This window comes from Rhodococcus sp. MurmanLake-1, assembly GCF_056945715.1.
Genome location: NZ_JBWZNF010000003.1, coordinates 590,969 through 606,750, shown reverse-complemented (window position 1 = coordinate 606,750; position 15,782 = coordinate 590,969). Strand labels below are relative to the sequence as shown.

General features: G+C 59.2%; 5 protein-coding genes. 4 read left to right on the top strand and 1 reads right to left on the bottom strand.

Annotated features, from left to right (window positions below; all coding sequences use genetic code 11):
- Positions 1 to 520: 520 nt before the first annotated feature.
- The 4 genes from AC2ETI_RS12740 to AC2ETI_RS12725 are packed head-to-tail and all read left to right on the top strand — an operon-like array spanning position 521 to position 14,343.
- Positions 521 to 4,498 (top strand): Eco57I restriction-modification methylase domain-containing protein, encoded by a 3,978-nt coding sequence (locus tag AC2ETI_RS12740; protein WP_483633987.1) that lies wholly within the window; start codon positions 521 to 523, stop codon positions 4,496 to 4,498.
- Positions 4,498 to 10,926, top strand: a complete 6,429-nt coding sequence (locus AC2ETI_RS12735) for a DEAD/DEAH box helicase (RefSeq protein ID WP_483633986.1) — start codon at positions 4,498 to 4,500, stop codon at positions 10,924 to 10,926. The genes AC2ETI_RS12740 and AC2ETI_RS12735 overlap by 1 nt, the downstream gene beginning before the upstream one ends.
- Positions 10,927 to 13,140, top strand: coding sequence for a 3'-5' exonuclease (locus tag AC2ETI_RS12730; RefSeq protein WP_483633985.1), 2,214 nt, complete (start codon positions 10,927 to 10,929; stop codon positions 13,138 to 13,140).
- 60 nt (positions 13,141 to 13,200) lie between these two features.
- A complete protein-coding gene (locus tag AC2ETI_RS12725) occupies positions 13,201 to 14,343 on the top strand; it encodes a hypothetical protein (RefSeq protein WP_157092627.1) in 1,143 nt (380 codons plus the stop codon).
- A gap of 27 nt (positions 14,344 to 14,370) precedes the next feature.
- Here AC2ETI_RS12725 and AC2ETI_RS12720 read toward each other — a convergent pair whose 3' ends face one another.
- The gene (locus tag AC2ETI_RS12720; protein ID WP_483633984.1) at positions 14,371 to 15,780 is read right to left on the bottom strand and encodes an acyl-CoA synthetase; all 1,410 of its coding nucleotides are present in this window, start codon (positions 15,778 to 15,780) and stop codon (positions 14,371 to 14,373) included.
- Positions 15,781 to 15,782: the final 2 nt, after the last annotated feature.

Below are 15,782 nucleotides of genomic sequence, written 5' to 3'. Positions count from 1 at the left end.
GCAGACGCTGAGTGAGCTCTACTCGAACCTTCGCTCGATACTCGGGTACGAAGGTGTGCGCTGGGAGATTGTGCGTATTGGTGGAACCGACACCGAATCGGGGCCTGCGCTTGCGGTCCGTACTCGCGGATTGACCGGGCCTGCACCGTTGGTGATCGTCGAAGGTAGGGCGGAGCTCAGCGTCGAGCAGTTGATCGCCAAGGACGAGAAGACGCTGCGAACAGATTTCAGGACTGGCGACGAGGACGTTCCCGGCGAAGACCTGGCTTCAGTGGCTCAATTGCTGTCCCACCTGTCGACGGCGGAAGACGGTCCACAGTTCATTCTTGTTCTCGCTGGGTCCCTGGCCCTGATCACCGAACGAAGCCGCTGGCTCGAAGGTCGCTACCTCGCCGTCGACCTGCAGCTGATCTGCGAGCGAAATGATGACAAACGAGGTGGTGAGACGGACCGAGCATTAACCTGCCTGGCGGCCGACTCGCTTGCTCCCGATGCCGAAGGTAGTATTTGGTGGGCCGGGGTGATCGACGAGTCCGCCAAGCACACCGTGGGAGTGTCCAAGGACCTACGCGAGGGCGTTCGGCTGTCGATCGAACTCATCGCCAACGACGTCGTCACTCGGCGAGCCGTGCAAGGACTGGCTCCACTGGCAGATTCGGACGCGCAAGAGCTTGCGGGACAAGCGCTTCGATACCTGTACCGCATCTTGTTCCTGCTGTACGCCGAGGCCCGGCCCGAGCTCGGTGTTCTACCCACCGGTGAGCAGACGTATGAGCGCGGCTACAGTCTTGATCGCCTGCGAGAGCTGCTACTCGTCGAGCTGGTCACACCTCGGGCCGAGAACGGCACGCATTTCCACGATTCGTTGCACACCTTGTTCGAACTTGTCGACATAGGTCACGACGGATTGTCCGGTGATGCATCGAGAACTGAAGGGCTCACCTTCAGACACCTCAAGGCCGATCTATTTCGGCCGATCGCAACGGCTTTCGTCAACGAAGTCAAGCTGAGCAATTCTGCCGTGCAGAAGGTGCTTCGGAATCTGTTGTTGAGCAAAGAATCTCGGGGAAGAGATCGCGGCTTCATTTCCTATGCAGATCTCGGTATCAATCAGCTCGGCGCGGTGTACGAGGGATTGATGAGCTACACAGGCTTCTTCGCGAAGGACGCGCTGTACGAGGTTGCGAAGAACGGGGATTCCTCCAAAGGATCATGGGTGGTGCCGGAGGGGCGAATCGACGGCATCGCCGAGTCCGACTTCGTCACTGTGAAGGATGAGCTCACCGGGGAGCCGACAAAAGTTCGACATGAGCAGGGCACCTTCGTGTTTCGTTTGGCAGGCCGCGAACGTCAGCAATCCGCCTCGTACTACACCCCTGAGGTGCTGACGAAGTTCACGGTGGGGCAGGCCCTCGAAGAACTGCTCGATCAGCATGGAAGGACCACTTCCGCCGAGGAGATTCTTGGTCTCACCGTGTGTGAACCTGCTCTGGGGTCAGGCGCTTTCGCTATCGAAGCAGTACGCCAGCTAGCCGATCAGTACTTGACACGTCGGCAGCGTGAGCTGGGCATGCGTATTGACCCTGAGGAGTACCCAACTGAACTGCAACGTGCAAAGGCATACATAGCACTTCATCAGGTGTACGGCGTGGACCTCAATGCAACTGCGGTTGAGTTCGCCGAAATCTCGCTATGGTTGGACACCATGGCGCGCGATCTTGATGCGCCGTGGTTCGGATTGCATCTCAAGCGTGGTAATTCACTCATCGGTGCCAGGCGTGCTCTTATTCCGAGTGGGCAATTGAAGTCTCGGGGATGGCTCGATGCCACGCCGATCGACGTTCGCCTTGCGGACAACCTGCTGGGCAAGCCGATTGACGTAGTGGACGGTGTCCACCACTTCTTGGTGCCGACCAGCGGCTGGGGTTCGACCGTCGAGGCCAAGGAAGCAAAAGAGCTCGCGCCGGACGCTCTGGCTGATCTGAAGACATGGCGGAAAGAGCTCAAGCCCCAGCCGACAACTGCCCAGGTTCGCAAACTTAAAGAGCTCGCCGGCCGTGTGGAGACATTGTGGCTGCTGGCACACAAGCGGCTCGAGATCGCGGAGAGGGAGATCCGTCGGCCGATTCCAGTGTGGGGACGTGAAACCGAGAGCGCAGAAACCGTTGTCACGCGCGATCTGATCGAAGCGTCGTTGGCAGACGAGAATGGCGCGTATCGGCGTTTGCGTCGGGTCATGGACGCATGGTGCGCGCTGTGGTTCTGGCCGCTGGTCGACGACGACGCAACGGTCAATGACGATCTCGTACAGCCTCCGACCTTGGATCAGTGGATCGAAACTTTGACCGGTTTACTCGGCACTCCCATCGGAGAGTCGAAGCCGGAGAAGAAGCACGGGCAGCTCAATTTGTTCACAATTCAGTCCTGGGATGAGCTCGAGGCCGTTGAGTCCAACGAGTTGCTCTTTGCGAAAGCTGCCAAAGTCGATGAGCTGAAGAAGAACTCGCCCTGGCTGGTGGTTGCGGAGCGCGTGGCCGCTCGCCAAGGCTTCTTCCATTGGGAACTCGATTTCGCGCCTGTTTTCTCTCGAGGAGGCTTCGACCTCCAAGTCGGTAACCCGCCGTGGGTGCGCCCAAGATCGGACGTCGATGCACTCCTCTCTGAGGGCGATCCCTGGTTTCAGCTGGCCGTCAAGGCGACTCAATCGGAGTACAAGGCAAAGCGCGAGGCCACGCTCGAGATTGAAAATGTCAGTGACCTGGTTCTTGGTGGTACATCGGATGTTGCAGCAACTGCGGTGTTCGTCGGTGATGCTAGGCAGTACCCACATCTTGTGGGACTTCAGCCTGATCTCTATCGATGCTTTATGGAGCAGACCTGGCGTAATAAGTCAGAGTTCGGTGTCGCTACCCTGATTCACCCGGAATCGCATTTCACAGACGAGAAGGCTGGGCTTCTGCGCCAAGCGTCATACAGACGGCTGAGGCGCCATTGGCAATTCGTGAACGAGCTGACGTTGTACGAGATCGATCACCATGTATCTTTCGGTGTCCATGTGTATGGAGCAGCAAGAGATCCAGTCTTCATGTCGGGCGCGTCTCTCTATCACCCAGATACCGTCGAGAGGTCGCTCGTGCACGACGGATCGGGTGCCGAACCTGGCTTGAAGGACCCGGAAGGCAATTGGGATCTTCGGCCACACAAGGGTCGTATCATCGAAGTAGACGATGCAGTGTTGCAATCTTGGAAAGACGTTCTAGAGGCACCAGAAACGCCCATCCATCAAACGCGAATGGTGTACACGGTTAACCGATCGGCGGCTAGCGCCTTGGAGAAGCTTGCAAGTTCTCCCAGAATTGGGGACTTAGGTTTGCAATTCTCAAGTGGCTGGCACGAAAAGAACGATCGAACAAGGGGTTTCTTTGATTCGGAGTGGGGGGTGCCTGAAAGCTGGGATGAGGTGATCCTGCAAGGCCCGCACATGCATGTCAGCACTCCGTTCTACAAGTCTCCCAACAAAACGATGAGAAATAACCTCGACTGGTCCAGCGCTGATCTCGAATCGCTCGCTGCAGAGGCCATTCCCGCGACATCGTACAAACCGGTGGGTGGACGGGCGCGGTACGACGGGGGTTACACCTCGTGGGAAGTCGAGGACGAGAACGGAATCTTGCAGACTGTTCGGGCTCGGGATTGCTATCGAGTGGCATGGAGAAAAATGGCTGCAAATACCGGAGAACGTACACTGATTCCTGCGCTCGTTCCTCCCGGAACTGCGCATATCGACGGAGTATCCTCCGCCACCCCGATGGACGAAAATCAACTGGGAAATTGTGTGGCGGTAATGTCGTCCCTGATTGCGGACTTTGCGCTCCGATCTGCTCCAAAGGCGAACATCCGCTTTTCGTCGGTGGAACGTTTGCCATTTGTTCCGAGCCCAGTCATCCGGCGACTTCTCCGCCTTAGGGCCCTCAGGTTGAATTGCCTGACAAAGGCTTATGGAGACCTTTGGCAGTTGTGTTACGCCGATGACATGCAAGTGGACTTCTGGACTGGCGGTTTTGATCATTCACTGAGGAAGCCCTTGGGTGACGTAGGTTCCGAGTGGACGATTGAAACCCCGTTGCGCATTGCTGCTGATCGTCGCCAGGCTTTGGTTGAGATCGATGCGCTTGTAGCGCTCGGGCTCGGATTAACCGCTGACGAATTGTGCACCATCTACCGCACACAATTCCCGGTGCTCTATGGATACGACCGCAAGACATACCTCTACGACATCAATGGTCGACTCGTGCCCAATGAAGTCCTCAGTGTGTGGCGCAAGAAGGGCGACGCGATCAGCGAGGACGAACGCACTGCCACAAACCCGGCCGGCAACACGTACACCTACGAATTGCCGTTCCAATTCCTGGACCGCGAAGCGGACATGCGTGAGGCATATGCGGAATTCGAACGTCGACTTGGTATTACGGGCGGCACGGCAGTGGGTACCAACTGATGGCCTCTGAACTTCTGCCGCTCTCGCAGGCCGAGCGCATCACTGCCAGTCTGCTCGACTACCTCGGCACTACTTTCGCACTTGCGGACCCCGATGCACGACGTGAATTGGATGCGTTTCTCGAGCATCCCTCAACCGGGATGTTTCGCGGACCATATCTGCGGCTGCGCATGCCATTTCGGCCTGCCGAAGACGGCTGGCGAGACTCGCTGGAATGGTACGAAGGATTCACGCCATACGGCCATCAAGCCGCCGCGTTCGCGCGGCTCAGTAGCGCGAACCTAGGACCTGACAAGTCGCGGCCGTTGCCCACTCTCGTTACGACGGGTACCGGTTCGGGAAAAACCGAAGCATTCCTCTACCCAATTCTCGATCACGTTCTGCGTGCTAAACGCCAGGGCGTGACTGGCACCAAGGCGATCGTTCTTTACCCGATGAACGCGCTGGCAAATGATCAGGCGCAGCGCCTCGCCGGTTTGATCACCGAGCACAAGGAGCTCGGCGGAATCACAGCCGCGCTCTACACCGGTGAAGCTGGTGCAACCCGGACGACCGTCGGCCCCGACGGACTGATCAGCGACCGGGACGTAATCCGAAGCGTCGCACCGGACATTCTGCTGACCAACTACAAAATGCTTGACCAGCTGTTGCTCCGTCCGGTTGATGCAGAACTGTGGCGACAGAGTGCTCACAGCCTTCAATATCTGGTTCTCGACGAATTTCACACCTATGATGGCGCTCAGGGCACGGACGTATCAATGCTGTTGCGCCGTCTCGGAATGACTCTCAAGAGTTATTGGGTTGACGGTGACACCGGCATCTCCGACGAAGACCGCGCCCGCCCACTAGGACGCGTCACGCCGATCGCGACGTCGGCGACTCTGGGAGACGGCAATGACTCCTCGACCATGCTCGATTTTGCCCGCACGGTCTTCGGTGACGAATTCACGGCTGAATCGGTGGTCACCGAATCTCGAGAATCATTGCAGGAGTGGTCAGATGGTGCTGCCTCGCGAATCGCTGAAACCGGGATCACCGTTGCACAAATTGACGAGAAACGACTTCGAGAGCTCGCATCTGCTTCCAGTGTGACTGATCCTGTTGACGTATCGCGGGCTGCACTTCGGTCGCTCTACAGGGTGCCGAATGGATTCGAAGACGACGCGATTGATGGTCTCGGCCTCGATTTGATTCGAGCGCATCCAGTATTTCATCGAATTGTCGAACGCTGCGAATCTGCAGTACCCATTCTCGACCTACCCGATCCTGCGTTGTTTGCGGGCACAGACGAGTCCCTCGCGTCAGACCTCGCGCGCATCGACCCAAACATCAGAGCCCAGGCCCTACGAGCGCTGGTCACTACTCTCAGCCACGTGCGTGCGGTTTCGGGACGCACCGCACCATCGGTGGACGTTCATCTCTGGGTTCGGGAGCTGACCCGGCTGGATCGGGCAGCATCGGGGGCGCCCCAGTTCGCCTGGGGCGACGACGGTCTACTGCTCAGCGACGATTTTCATGACGATTCACTCGCGGCTCCGTACCTTCCCGCGCTCTACTGCCGGCACTGCAATCGATCCGGTTGGGGGATTCTACTCGCACCTACCGGCACGGATCTCGACGTCGACGACTCTACAATCCGGCGTCGCAAGCTCGCTGACGATGACCGCTTCCGGGCTCTCATCCATGCACCGGTAGAAGGGGAGACCGCGGTCGACTCGACATCGGACTCGAGTGCTCCGTCGAAACCTGCTTCTGCGTCCGAGCTTTCATGGCTGGTAGTCGACGATCGTCGCATCACTCGACAACGGCCTGCCGAATCGGTTGTTGCCGAGGGAGGCGCCGTGCCCGTGTTGGTCAACATCGGCGACACCGCCGGTGAGGATTCGATTCGAGATGTGTGCCCGTCTTGCCGTCAACGTGACGGAATCCGCTTTCTCGGTTCCGCGATCGCGACGATGCTGTCGGTATCGCTCTCGACACTGTTCGGCACCCCCGGCCTTGATCCGCGAGAGAAGCGTGCGCTGGTCTTCACTGACAGTGTTCAGGACGCGGCACATCGCGCCGGTTTCGTTCAGGCGCGATCCAGGGCTCTCACGCTACGAACGTTGATCCGTCAGGCACTCGAGGACGGCGACACCAACCTCGACGCTCTCGCCCACAAGATGATCACCATGGCGGGCAACGACCGCGCCAAGCGCTACCGACTCCTGCCTCCTGAACTCGCCGATCGGGACGACTTCTCGAAGTTTTGGAGTACCGCGCGCCTGAGTCGAGCTTCGGCGACGTTGAGTGGTTTTGTCACCAAGCGACTTCAACTTGACATAGCGATGGAATTCGGTTTACGTGCCGGCGTCGGTCGAACATTAACGCGTACGGGGACGGCCCTTGCCGAGGTCGATGTCTCGCCTTCGGTGTTGCTGCTCTGTGCACGAGAGGTGCTCGACGGGCAGGACGTGCAACTGGCATTGGACACGTACACCGATGCACAGTTGGTTCGTTGGGTTCGAGGAACCTTGGAGCACATGCGAATCCGAGGCGCGATCGCGCACGAATGGTTCGAGAAGTTTCGGACCGACGACGGCAACCGGTGGTGGATCACCGGAGGCCGCAAACGAAGTCAAGGAATGCCAGGTTTTGGCCGCGGGAACTCCGCACCGGGCTTCCCCGTACTCGGCACGGTCAACCGTCGCGACAGCGACTTCGAGCCAGTGGCGTCTGCCCGCGGTTGGTACGCAAGCTGGACGGCAAAAGCTCTTGCCGTCAGTCCAGCCGAGGGGGCAGTCCTCAGCCGACTGCTGTTCGAGCGTCTACGGCATCGCGATGTCGTAGGCGAGTTGGCAGGCGGTAGTGGAACTCGTACCTTCCATTTGACGCCGGATTCGGTTGTCGCTCGTCCGATCTCCGATAGTGAGATTTCCGACAAGACGGTCTCGCTGGGGTGTAGCAACTGCGGAGATTCGATCATCAGCGGCCACGACACCGTTGATCAACTTGTTGGTGGTCCGTGCCTGATTGCGGCTTGTGCAGGCACCCTTGAACGCCGGCGTATCGATGACAACTTCTATCGACAGATGTACACCGTTACCGACATTCGTCGAGTTGTCGCGCGTGAGCACACGTCGCTGTTGCCCGACGAAAAGCGTTTGGAGTACGAGTCACAGTTCAAAGAAACCAATCCGCCGCCAAACGCGCCGAATGTACTTGTCGCGACGCCGACACTGGAGATGGGCATCGATATCGGTGATCTGTCGGCAGTGATGCTGTCATCGCTCCCGCGCTCCGTCGCGTCGTATCTACAGCGAGTCGGCCGTGCAGGTCGACTGACCGGTAATGCGCTTGCCTTGGCATATGTGACCGCACGTGGCGATCAACTGCCACGCTTTGCCAATCCGGACGCGACGATCAACGGCGCAGTCAGACCGCCGGCAACGTATCTGGATGCTGAAGAGATTCTTCGTCGGCAGTTCATCGCTTCGGTCGCCGATCGATTGGCACGCCTGAAGAATGTGCCACATCCGAGAACCACCCCTGACGCTCTCGGGTCGACCGGACCGAAAACCTACTTGGGCACTCTCATATCCGATGCCGAATCACACTCGACGCTCTATGTGGACGAGTTCGTGGCCGGTTTTCAATCGCTGGACGGCGAGGTAGTCGAGCGACTGCGCGACTTCGCCACACCTCAGAGTGGGCCCGAGAGTAGCGAATTGGCGTCCCGGTGCCATAGCGCGTCGATGGAATGGAATCAACGGATCGAGACGCTGCAGCACCGAAAGAAGGCAGTGGACGCGGTTGTTCCACAACTTCATGCAGCAGCGCACAGCACAGTGGCCACCGATGATGACAAAGTTGCGTACCGTACCGCTCTCGCCGCCCAGCGACTGGTCGGCACGCAACTTGCGTCCCTGCGGTCCGAATACTGGATCAGTGCACTGGAAGCGTTCGGGCTTTTTCCCAACTACACGTTGCTCGACGATTCGGTGACCCTCTCGGTCTCCGTCAACTGGATACATCCTGAGACTCAGGAATTCGAACACACCGAGTTCGAGCTCACCCGAGGATCCGCCCAGGCGCTACGCGACTTCGCACCCGGATCTACCTTCTACGCAAGTGGATTCGCAATTGCCATCGACGCCGTCGACCTCGGCGCCGAGGGCGACGCTGTGCACGAGTGGGCTTGCTGTCCCGCTTGCGGTTTCATCGCCGACCTGGGGGACGGTGCGCAGCCTCCGGCGACATGTCCGCGTTGTGGAACAGCAGCAATTGCGGATATCGGCCAGCGCCTCCCCGTCGTAGAACTCTCGAGTGTGTCGGCCGTCGTTCGACGTGAAGAAGCGGCTATCGACGACGGCAAAGAAGAACGAATCCGTAACCCGTTCACGATCATTACTGCTGCGGATATCGACCCGACCTCCTTTACCCGCCGTTGGTTCGTCGAAGGACTCGGCTTCGGAGCGACACATCGTCGTTCGATGACGATCCGATGGATCAATACCGGAGGCAGCCGTAGCGGTGGGTCGTCGCGGATTCTCGCGGGCGGCGAGATCGAGTCTGCAATGTTTCGGGTGTGCTCGGAATGCGGAAAGCTCGACACGGACACGCGGCGCAACTCGCCGAGTGAACACCGTCCCTGGTGTTCGTATCGCAAGGCATTGGAAGAGTCGACGCTCTCGATTGCATTGGCGCGGTCATTGACCACCGAAGGACTGGTTTTGCGGTTGCCGCCATCGGTGACGTGGGGCGATTCCTTTGCAGTTCCATCCCTGTCCGCGGCGCTGCTACTTGGGCTGCGTGAACGAATCGGCGGTGACCCGGATCATCTGCAGATCGTGGCTGTGGTCGATCCTGCCGTGAACGGCGAAAACCGACCCGGTCTGCTGCTGCATGACATCGTCCCCGGAGGTACGGGGTACCTCGCTGATCTTTCCGATCCCAGTACCATTTGGGACGTGCTGAGAAGGGCGCACGCTGTCGTCGTATCGTGCGAATGCCAGCACGAAGGGAAGCTTGCCTGCGAAAAGTGTCTGCTACCGTTCGCGTCGTTCACCGAGGTCAAATTCACGTCGCGGAGTGCTGCTGCACGTCACCTGCGGTCGCTGTTGCTCGGCCGGGAGGTGTCAACGGACGACAACAGTCCGATTCCGGATGCGATGCCGTGGAGCATAACTTCGGATGAACCGCCTATGGTCGATCTGGAGTCGAACCTCGAACGGCGCTTCCGGGTCGTGTTTGCCGAGCGCCTCCGGGCGCTTGGTGCGACGATCGTCGAGAAACCGACCGACAGAGGCGTCGCGTGGGACGTGGCGCTTGGATCATCCAACAGATGGAGTTTGAGGCCTCAGGAAAATATCCTGGGAAGCAAGCCGGACTTCGTTCTGACGTCAGCAACACCGGGTGTTCCTCCGACCGCGATCTTCACCGACGGATGGCAATTCCATGCCAGTCCTTCGAAAAATCGGCTTGCGGACGATGCGGAGAAACGACGTAACTTACGTGACGGTGGCTACCAAGTCGTCGCCGTGACGCATCAAGATCTCGAGGGTAAGCCATCGACGTCACCGATCTTGGCCGCCGAGCACGTCCCGGGGTTGCTGCAGATGGCGGGTGATCAGCTTGCCAAGAGTTCTGTCGACCTCGTATTCGCCACCGCCATTGATTTACTGCTTGCGTGGATGCAGAGCCCGCAAGCGCAGTCGCGGCGGAACCTTGCACATTGGCTCCCAGTACTGGCGATCATGGGAATGAGTGCATCGGCAACTCAGACCGGCGGTGCGGCACCTGTGGTGCTCGCGGGACGGCTGATCGACGGTGGTGTTGTCGCGGATCCGAATGGGGACACGATCACGTGGCGAGACCGAGGATTCGCGATCGCGGTGCGGGTTCCCGCAGGAAAGTCGCCCAACGATGCAGAGGTAGCCGTCGTCATCGACGACGACGATTCTGCGTTGTCCACGGAGACACGCGATTTGTGGAGGGAATGGCTTCGGTGGTCCAACCTGCTCGAGTTGCGTCCGCTTCCGGCGGTCGTGACTACGCGCCGGCACCTGGCGTCTTCATCGATGAATCTCGGTTCGCCCGCCTCGTCTGTCACGGGGGGCCCAAGTGAATCTGTGACACTGACCGGACCTTGGCGTGAGGTGTACGACGAGGTGGTTCAGGCGGCTCAGCCGCTGGTGACCGGATTGGCGGCGTCTGATCTACCAATTCCGGAGGTCGGTGAGGAGTTCGCCGGGGTGCCTCTCGAAATATCCTGGCCTTCACTGCGAATCGCTGTCGATCTGGGACTCGATGCTGAGGATCGCGAGGGGTTGTCGGCGGCAGGATGGACGCTGTGCCCAGTGGATGCGAAGAAGGTAATCGAGCTTGTCCAAGCAGAGGGTCTTGCACAGACGCCTTCTGTGACTATTGATTCAGTGAAAGGCGAGTAGATGCCTCAGATTGTCATCGGACGTGGACTGGACAAGATCGATGGGAGTCTCCACAAGGCAACCTATGCGTTTTTGGCGAAGCTGTCGGCCAACGACGACAACAAGAGCCTGCACATTGAGCCGATCAACAACTCGGCTGATCCGCGTGCACGGACGGGAAGGGTGGACCTCTCCAATCGTGCGGTTCTGTTCAAAGTTCAAGGTAGCGGCCAGGACGCATCGTACGTGTTCATCGGGACCTACCCGCACGACGAGGCAATCAAGATTGCTCAGACACAAAGGATGGCCGTCAATCCGCGTAACGGTATCGCTGAGCTGCTGCCGGTCGAAAGTACAGCTCCAGCGCCGGTTTACTCAGCGCCGGTTGCAGTTTCCGAAAACCGTACGCCGTCGATTGAACAATCCTTACGCCGGCGTGAGTTCACAGCTGAAGATTTGACGGAGCTGGGACTGGACCTCGAGTTTGCCACGGCTGCTCTGGACATCAACGATCCCGATGCATTGCTTGAGTACGCGGAGACGGCGCCGGCAACGTGGCAAGGCACTGCTCTCGTCGACATCTTCACGGGAACGTCATTGGCAGATGTCAAGGAGAAGTACGCGCTCGATACCGTCGAATCCGACGACGGTACCGAGGACGACAAACTGCTCAGGGCCCTCCGGCATCCTGCGGCGCGAATGGAATTCGCGTTCATCGAGGACAACGACGAGCTTCGCGAAGCTATCGAGCGTCCGGATTTCGCCGCATGGCGCATCTTTCTCCATCCGGAACAGCGTGCGTATGCGTTCAAAGACATCAACGGCCCCTTCCGTCTGACTGGCGGTGCAGGAACCGGCAAGACGGTCGTCCTTCTCCATCGCGCACGCGAGCTTCATCGCAAGAACCCTACGGCGCGAATCGTCCTCACAACCTACGGCGCTACCCTCGCGGAGAGCCTACGGGCACAATTTCGCCAACTTGATTCCACCGTGACACTCGCGGCCGACATAGGGAAGGCGGGTGTCTACATTGCCGGCGTCGACGCCATCGCTTCGCGCGTCCTGCACAAATACGAAGGTCAGCTTGGCGGAGGTGCTGATGTAAACGGCGCAGTTGCAACAGTTCTCGGTCCTCGAACTGCGCAAGTGTTCAAGAATCAGGGTATCGATGCATGGAAACAGGCGATCGTTGCTTACGGAGCCGATCTGCCGAATGAGTTGAAAGTGGACTCGTTCTTCGAAGCGGAGTACAGCTTGGTAGTTCTGCCGAACTCTGTCACAACGCGCGAAGAATACTTGCGTGTGAAGCGCTCTGGGCGGGGGGTGTCACTCAATCGGTCGAAGCGAAACGCGGTGTGGGACGTCATCGCCGGCTACCGAGCATCTGGAGCGGCGTCGGGTTCGACCGACTTCGACGAGAAAGCTGCCATCGCTGCAGCAGTGCTGCGCGACGGATCGTCGGCACTGGCCGATCACGTGCTCGTGGATGAAGCTCAGGACTTGAGCCCGAGCCGTTTTCAGCTCCTTCGAGCCCTCGCATCTGAAGGTAAGAATGATCTGTTCTTTGCGGAGGACACTCATCAGCGGATATACGGCCAACGGGTTGTTCTCGGACGGTACGGCATCAACATTGTGGGGCGCTCGCGTCGCCTGACGCTCAATTACCGAACGACCGAACAGAACTTGCACTACGCCCTCGGGATTCTCTCTGGCACAGAATTCACCGATCTGGGTGATCTGCCGGAGACTTCCGAGGGGTACCGATCCGCTCGCAGTGGGCCTAAACCCCAACAGATTTCGGTATCGAACCTCACCGAGCAATATGACGTCGTTGCCAAACTCGTGAAGACTTGGACAGCGGCTGGTACGGATGCAGAATCCATCGGTTTGCTTGTCCCCACAAAGAAAGAGGGCCAAGCACTTCCGCGCGCACTGGGTGAACGTGAGACGTCTGCAACATTCGTCGACCGGAATTCATCAGGTGCCAAGGGAACTCCTCAGGTGATGACCATGCACCGGGCAAAGGGTATGGAGTTCGCGAAGGTTGTTCTCGTTGGAGTGGGAGAGAACTCGATTCCACGGTCCTATGTGGTGGATTCCCTCCCGGAGGGGGAGCGTGACGACGCGCTTCAAAGGGAGAGGTCGCTGCTGTATGTGGCTGCAACCCGAGCAAGAGACAACTTAGTCGTGGTGTGGACTGGCAAGCCTAGTGCGTTGCTTCCTGAAATAGGTTGACAAATCGGTCTTTCGGAGGCAGGCGCTCCATATCTCACCAAATACAGGAGTAGAACGAAAATGAGTGACGTTGGTGGGCAGTGGCGTCCATATCCGCTTTGGGGAGGGCGCGGAGACTGGTGCAACGAGGAAGTCGTCGGTGTTCATGCCTATACCGATGCGATCAGGTCGACTTTGGGTTCCGACTTCGACCCTGGAGGTACATCCGTCCGTAGAACGGTGGAACTCATCCCGGAACCCGGCAATCCGCATGATCGCTATGCAGTCTCGGTCAGGGCATCGAACTATTTGATCGGCTACTTGGCGCGAGAGCGGGCGATCCTGTTCCACAGTCGCTTGGCGGAGCTGATCAAGCGCGGGTTGGTGCCTACAGTGCCCGCATCGATCCGTGCTTACGACCGCAACTCTTGGGACGACACGCCAGGAACTCCAGTGGAGTTGTCTGTCTCCGTGGAGATTCAGCTCAGTGAACCGCATCTATTGATACCAGGCAACGAACCACCTGAGATCCCGTACACGCTGCTACCGTCTGGCGCCTCTGTCCAGGTCACCAAAGTCGACGACCATTTCGACGTGCTTCGGAATTTTGTAGAGCCGGAGGGCGAGCTGGAATTGCTCGTCACTTTGCATGAATTAGACGTGAGCACTGCGAGGACGGAAAAGAAGGTGGTCGAGGTCCGTGTCGACGGCCATCGCATCGGGCAGCTGACTCCGCAGACAAGTGCGAAGTTCTTGCCTGCGGTTCGTCATCTCGGAGGCCGAGGGCTCGTCACTGTCGGGAGGGGGTGGTTTCGAGGTTCATCCGTCTCTGCGCAGGTGTCCTTGATGGCGGCGAAGGCGCATGAGCTACCCGAAGACTTCTTGACCGGTGAGCCTTGGACCGTAATCGCCTTGAACCGGCCGAGCCGAATACCAGTCGACGAGGGCAGATCCGTGTGCGCCGAGCCGATTCCCACGTTCGCAATCGATATGGTGACCACCCGTCCACTGACGCCGTGGCAGCAGAAGGAAGCAACCAAGATGCTTATCGCTGCTTCCACTGCGGTCGCCTCGCGAGGCCTACCGGTTGTCGAGCCGCAGGTGAGTTCTGATTCGATCAAAGCAATTGTGTTGGAAAGCCATTCGGCGGATATCTTGGCTGCCCTGGCAGGTATCGAGGACTCGGACTTCGCATTAGCGGTCAAGTACCGGTCGCTCCAATAATTTTGGATCGACCGTTGATCCAACCGCCTAGGTCGTCAGCAGCTTCTTCTGGACTTTGCCCATAGCGTTGCGGGGCAAGCTGTCCACCAGACAAACCTGACGAGGGCGCTTGTGGATCGACAGCGATTCGGCGACGAAGTCCGAAACCACCGCGCAGTCGGCTACGTCTCCGACGATGAATGCGACTATGCGCTGGCCGAGATCGTCGTCCGGCACACCGACGACGGCGGCCTCGCGAACACCGGGGTATGCCAGAAGTGCCTGTTCCACCTCGCCTGCACCGATGCGGTATCCACCGGACTTGATCATGTCGACCGACTCGCGGCCGACGATGCGGTGGAATCCGCTGTCGTCGATCACCGCGATGTCGCCGGTGCGGAACCAGCCGTCCTCGGTCATGGATTCCGCTGTCTTCGAGGGGTTCCCGAGGTACTCGTCGAAGAGCACGGCTCCCGCAACTTCTAGTTGCCCTAGCTGCTCTCCGTCGTGCGCCGACAATTCGCCGTTCTCGCCGCGCAACCTCGTCCTGACTCCGGGAACAGCGTGCCCGACCCAACCCGGGCGACGTTCGCCGTCGTGCGTCGTGCTGACGGTGATGAGGGTTTCACTCATGCCGTAGCGCTCGACGGGAGCCAATCCGGTCAGCGATTTCATCCGCTCGAACAATGGAACCGGAAGTGGTGCACTTCCGGACACGAGCAAGCGCGCGGATCGCAATGCTGCCGCAGCCGAGGGATCACCGCACACGCGTGACCAGACGGTCGGAACACCGAAGTACAACGAGCCACCCGCTGCGGCATACGAATCCGGAGTTGGTCTGACGGTATGAATCAGCGGTGAACCGACGCGCAATGCGCCCAACACGCCGAGAATCAACCCATGGACGTGGAAGAGGGGCAGTCCGTGGACGAGTGTGTCCTCCGGAGTCCAATTCCACACGTGGGCAAGTGCGTCGAGACCTGCTGCGATCGCTGCTCGCGAGAGGACGACGCCTTTCGGCGCTCCGGTGGTTCCTGAGGTGTACATGATCAGTGCGGTAGCTGCCGCGCTCGGTTCGGGATAGGACGTCGCAGATCGCGCGTGAATATCGATGGGAATCAACGGGATACTCGAATCCGACGGTCCGTCTCCGAGTATCAGTTCGGCCTGGGAATCGGCGATGATGTGCTGACGTTCGAGCGGGCCGGAGTCCGGTGGGATCGGGACCACGGCAACACCGGCGATCAGCGCGCCGGCGACGGCGACCACTGTCTCGAGGCCGGCGGCGGCTTGTACTGCCACTCGCTGTGCACCGTGGATTCGATCGGCGACCGCGGTGGCGGCGGCCAACAAGTCGGCGCGAGAGAGGGTCGCGCCTTCGCCGAAACTGACCGCCGCTCCGTGATCGTCGAAGATGCGGGGGTCGAGGGAGCGCAGAAGTGTGGATTCGCTGTTCATCG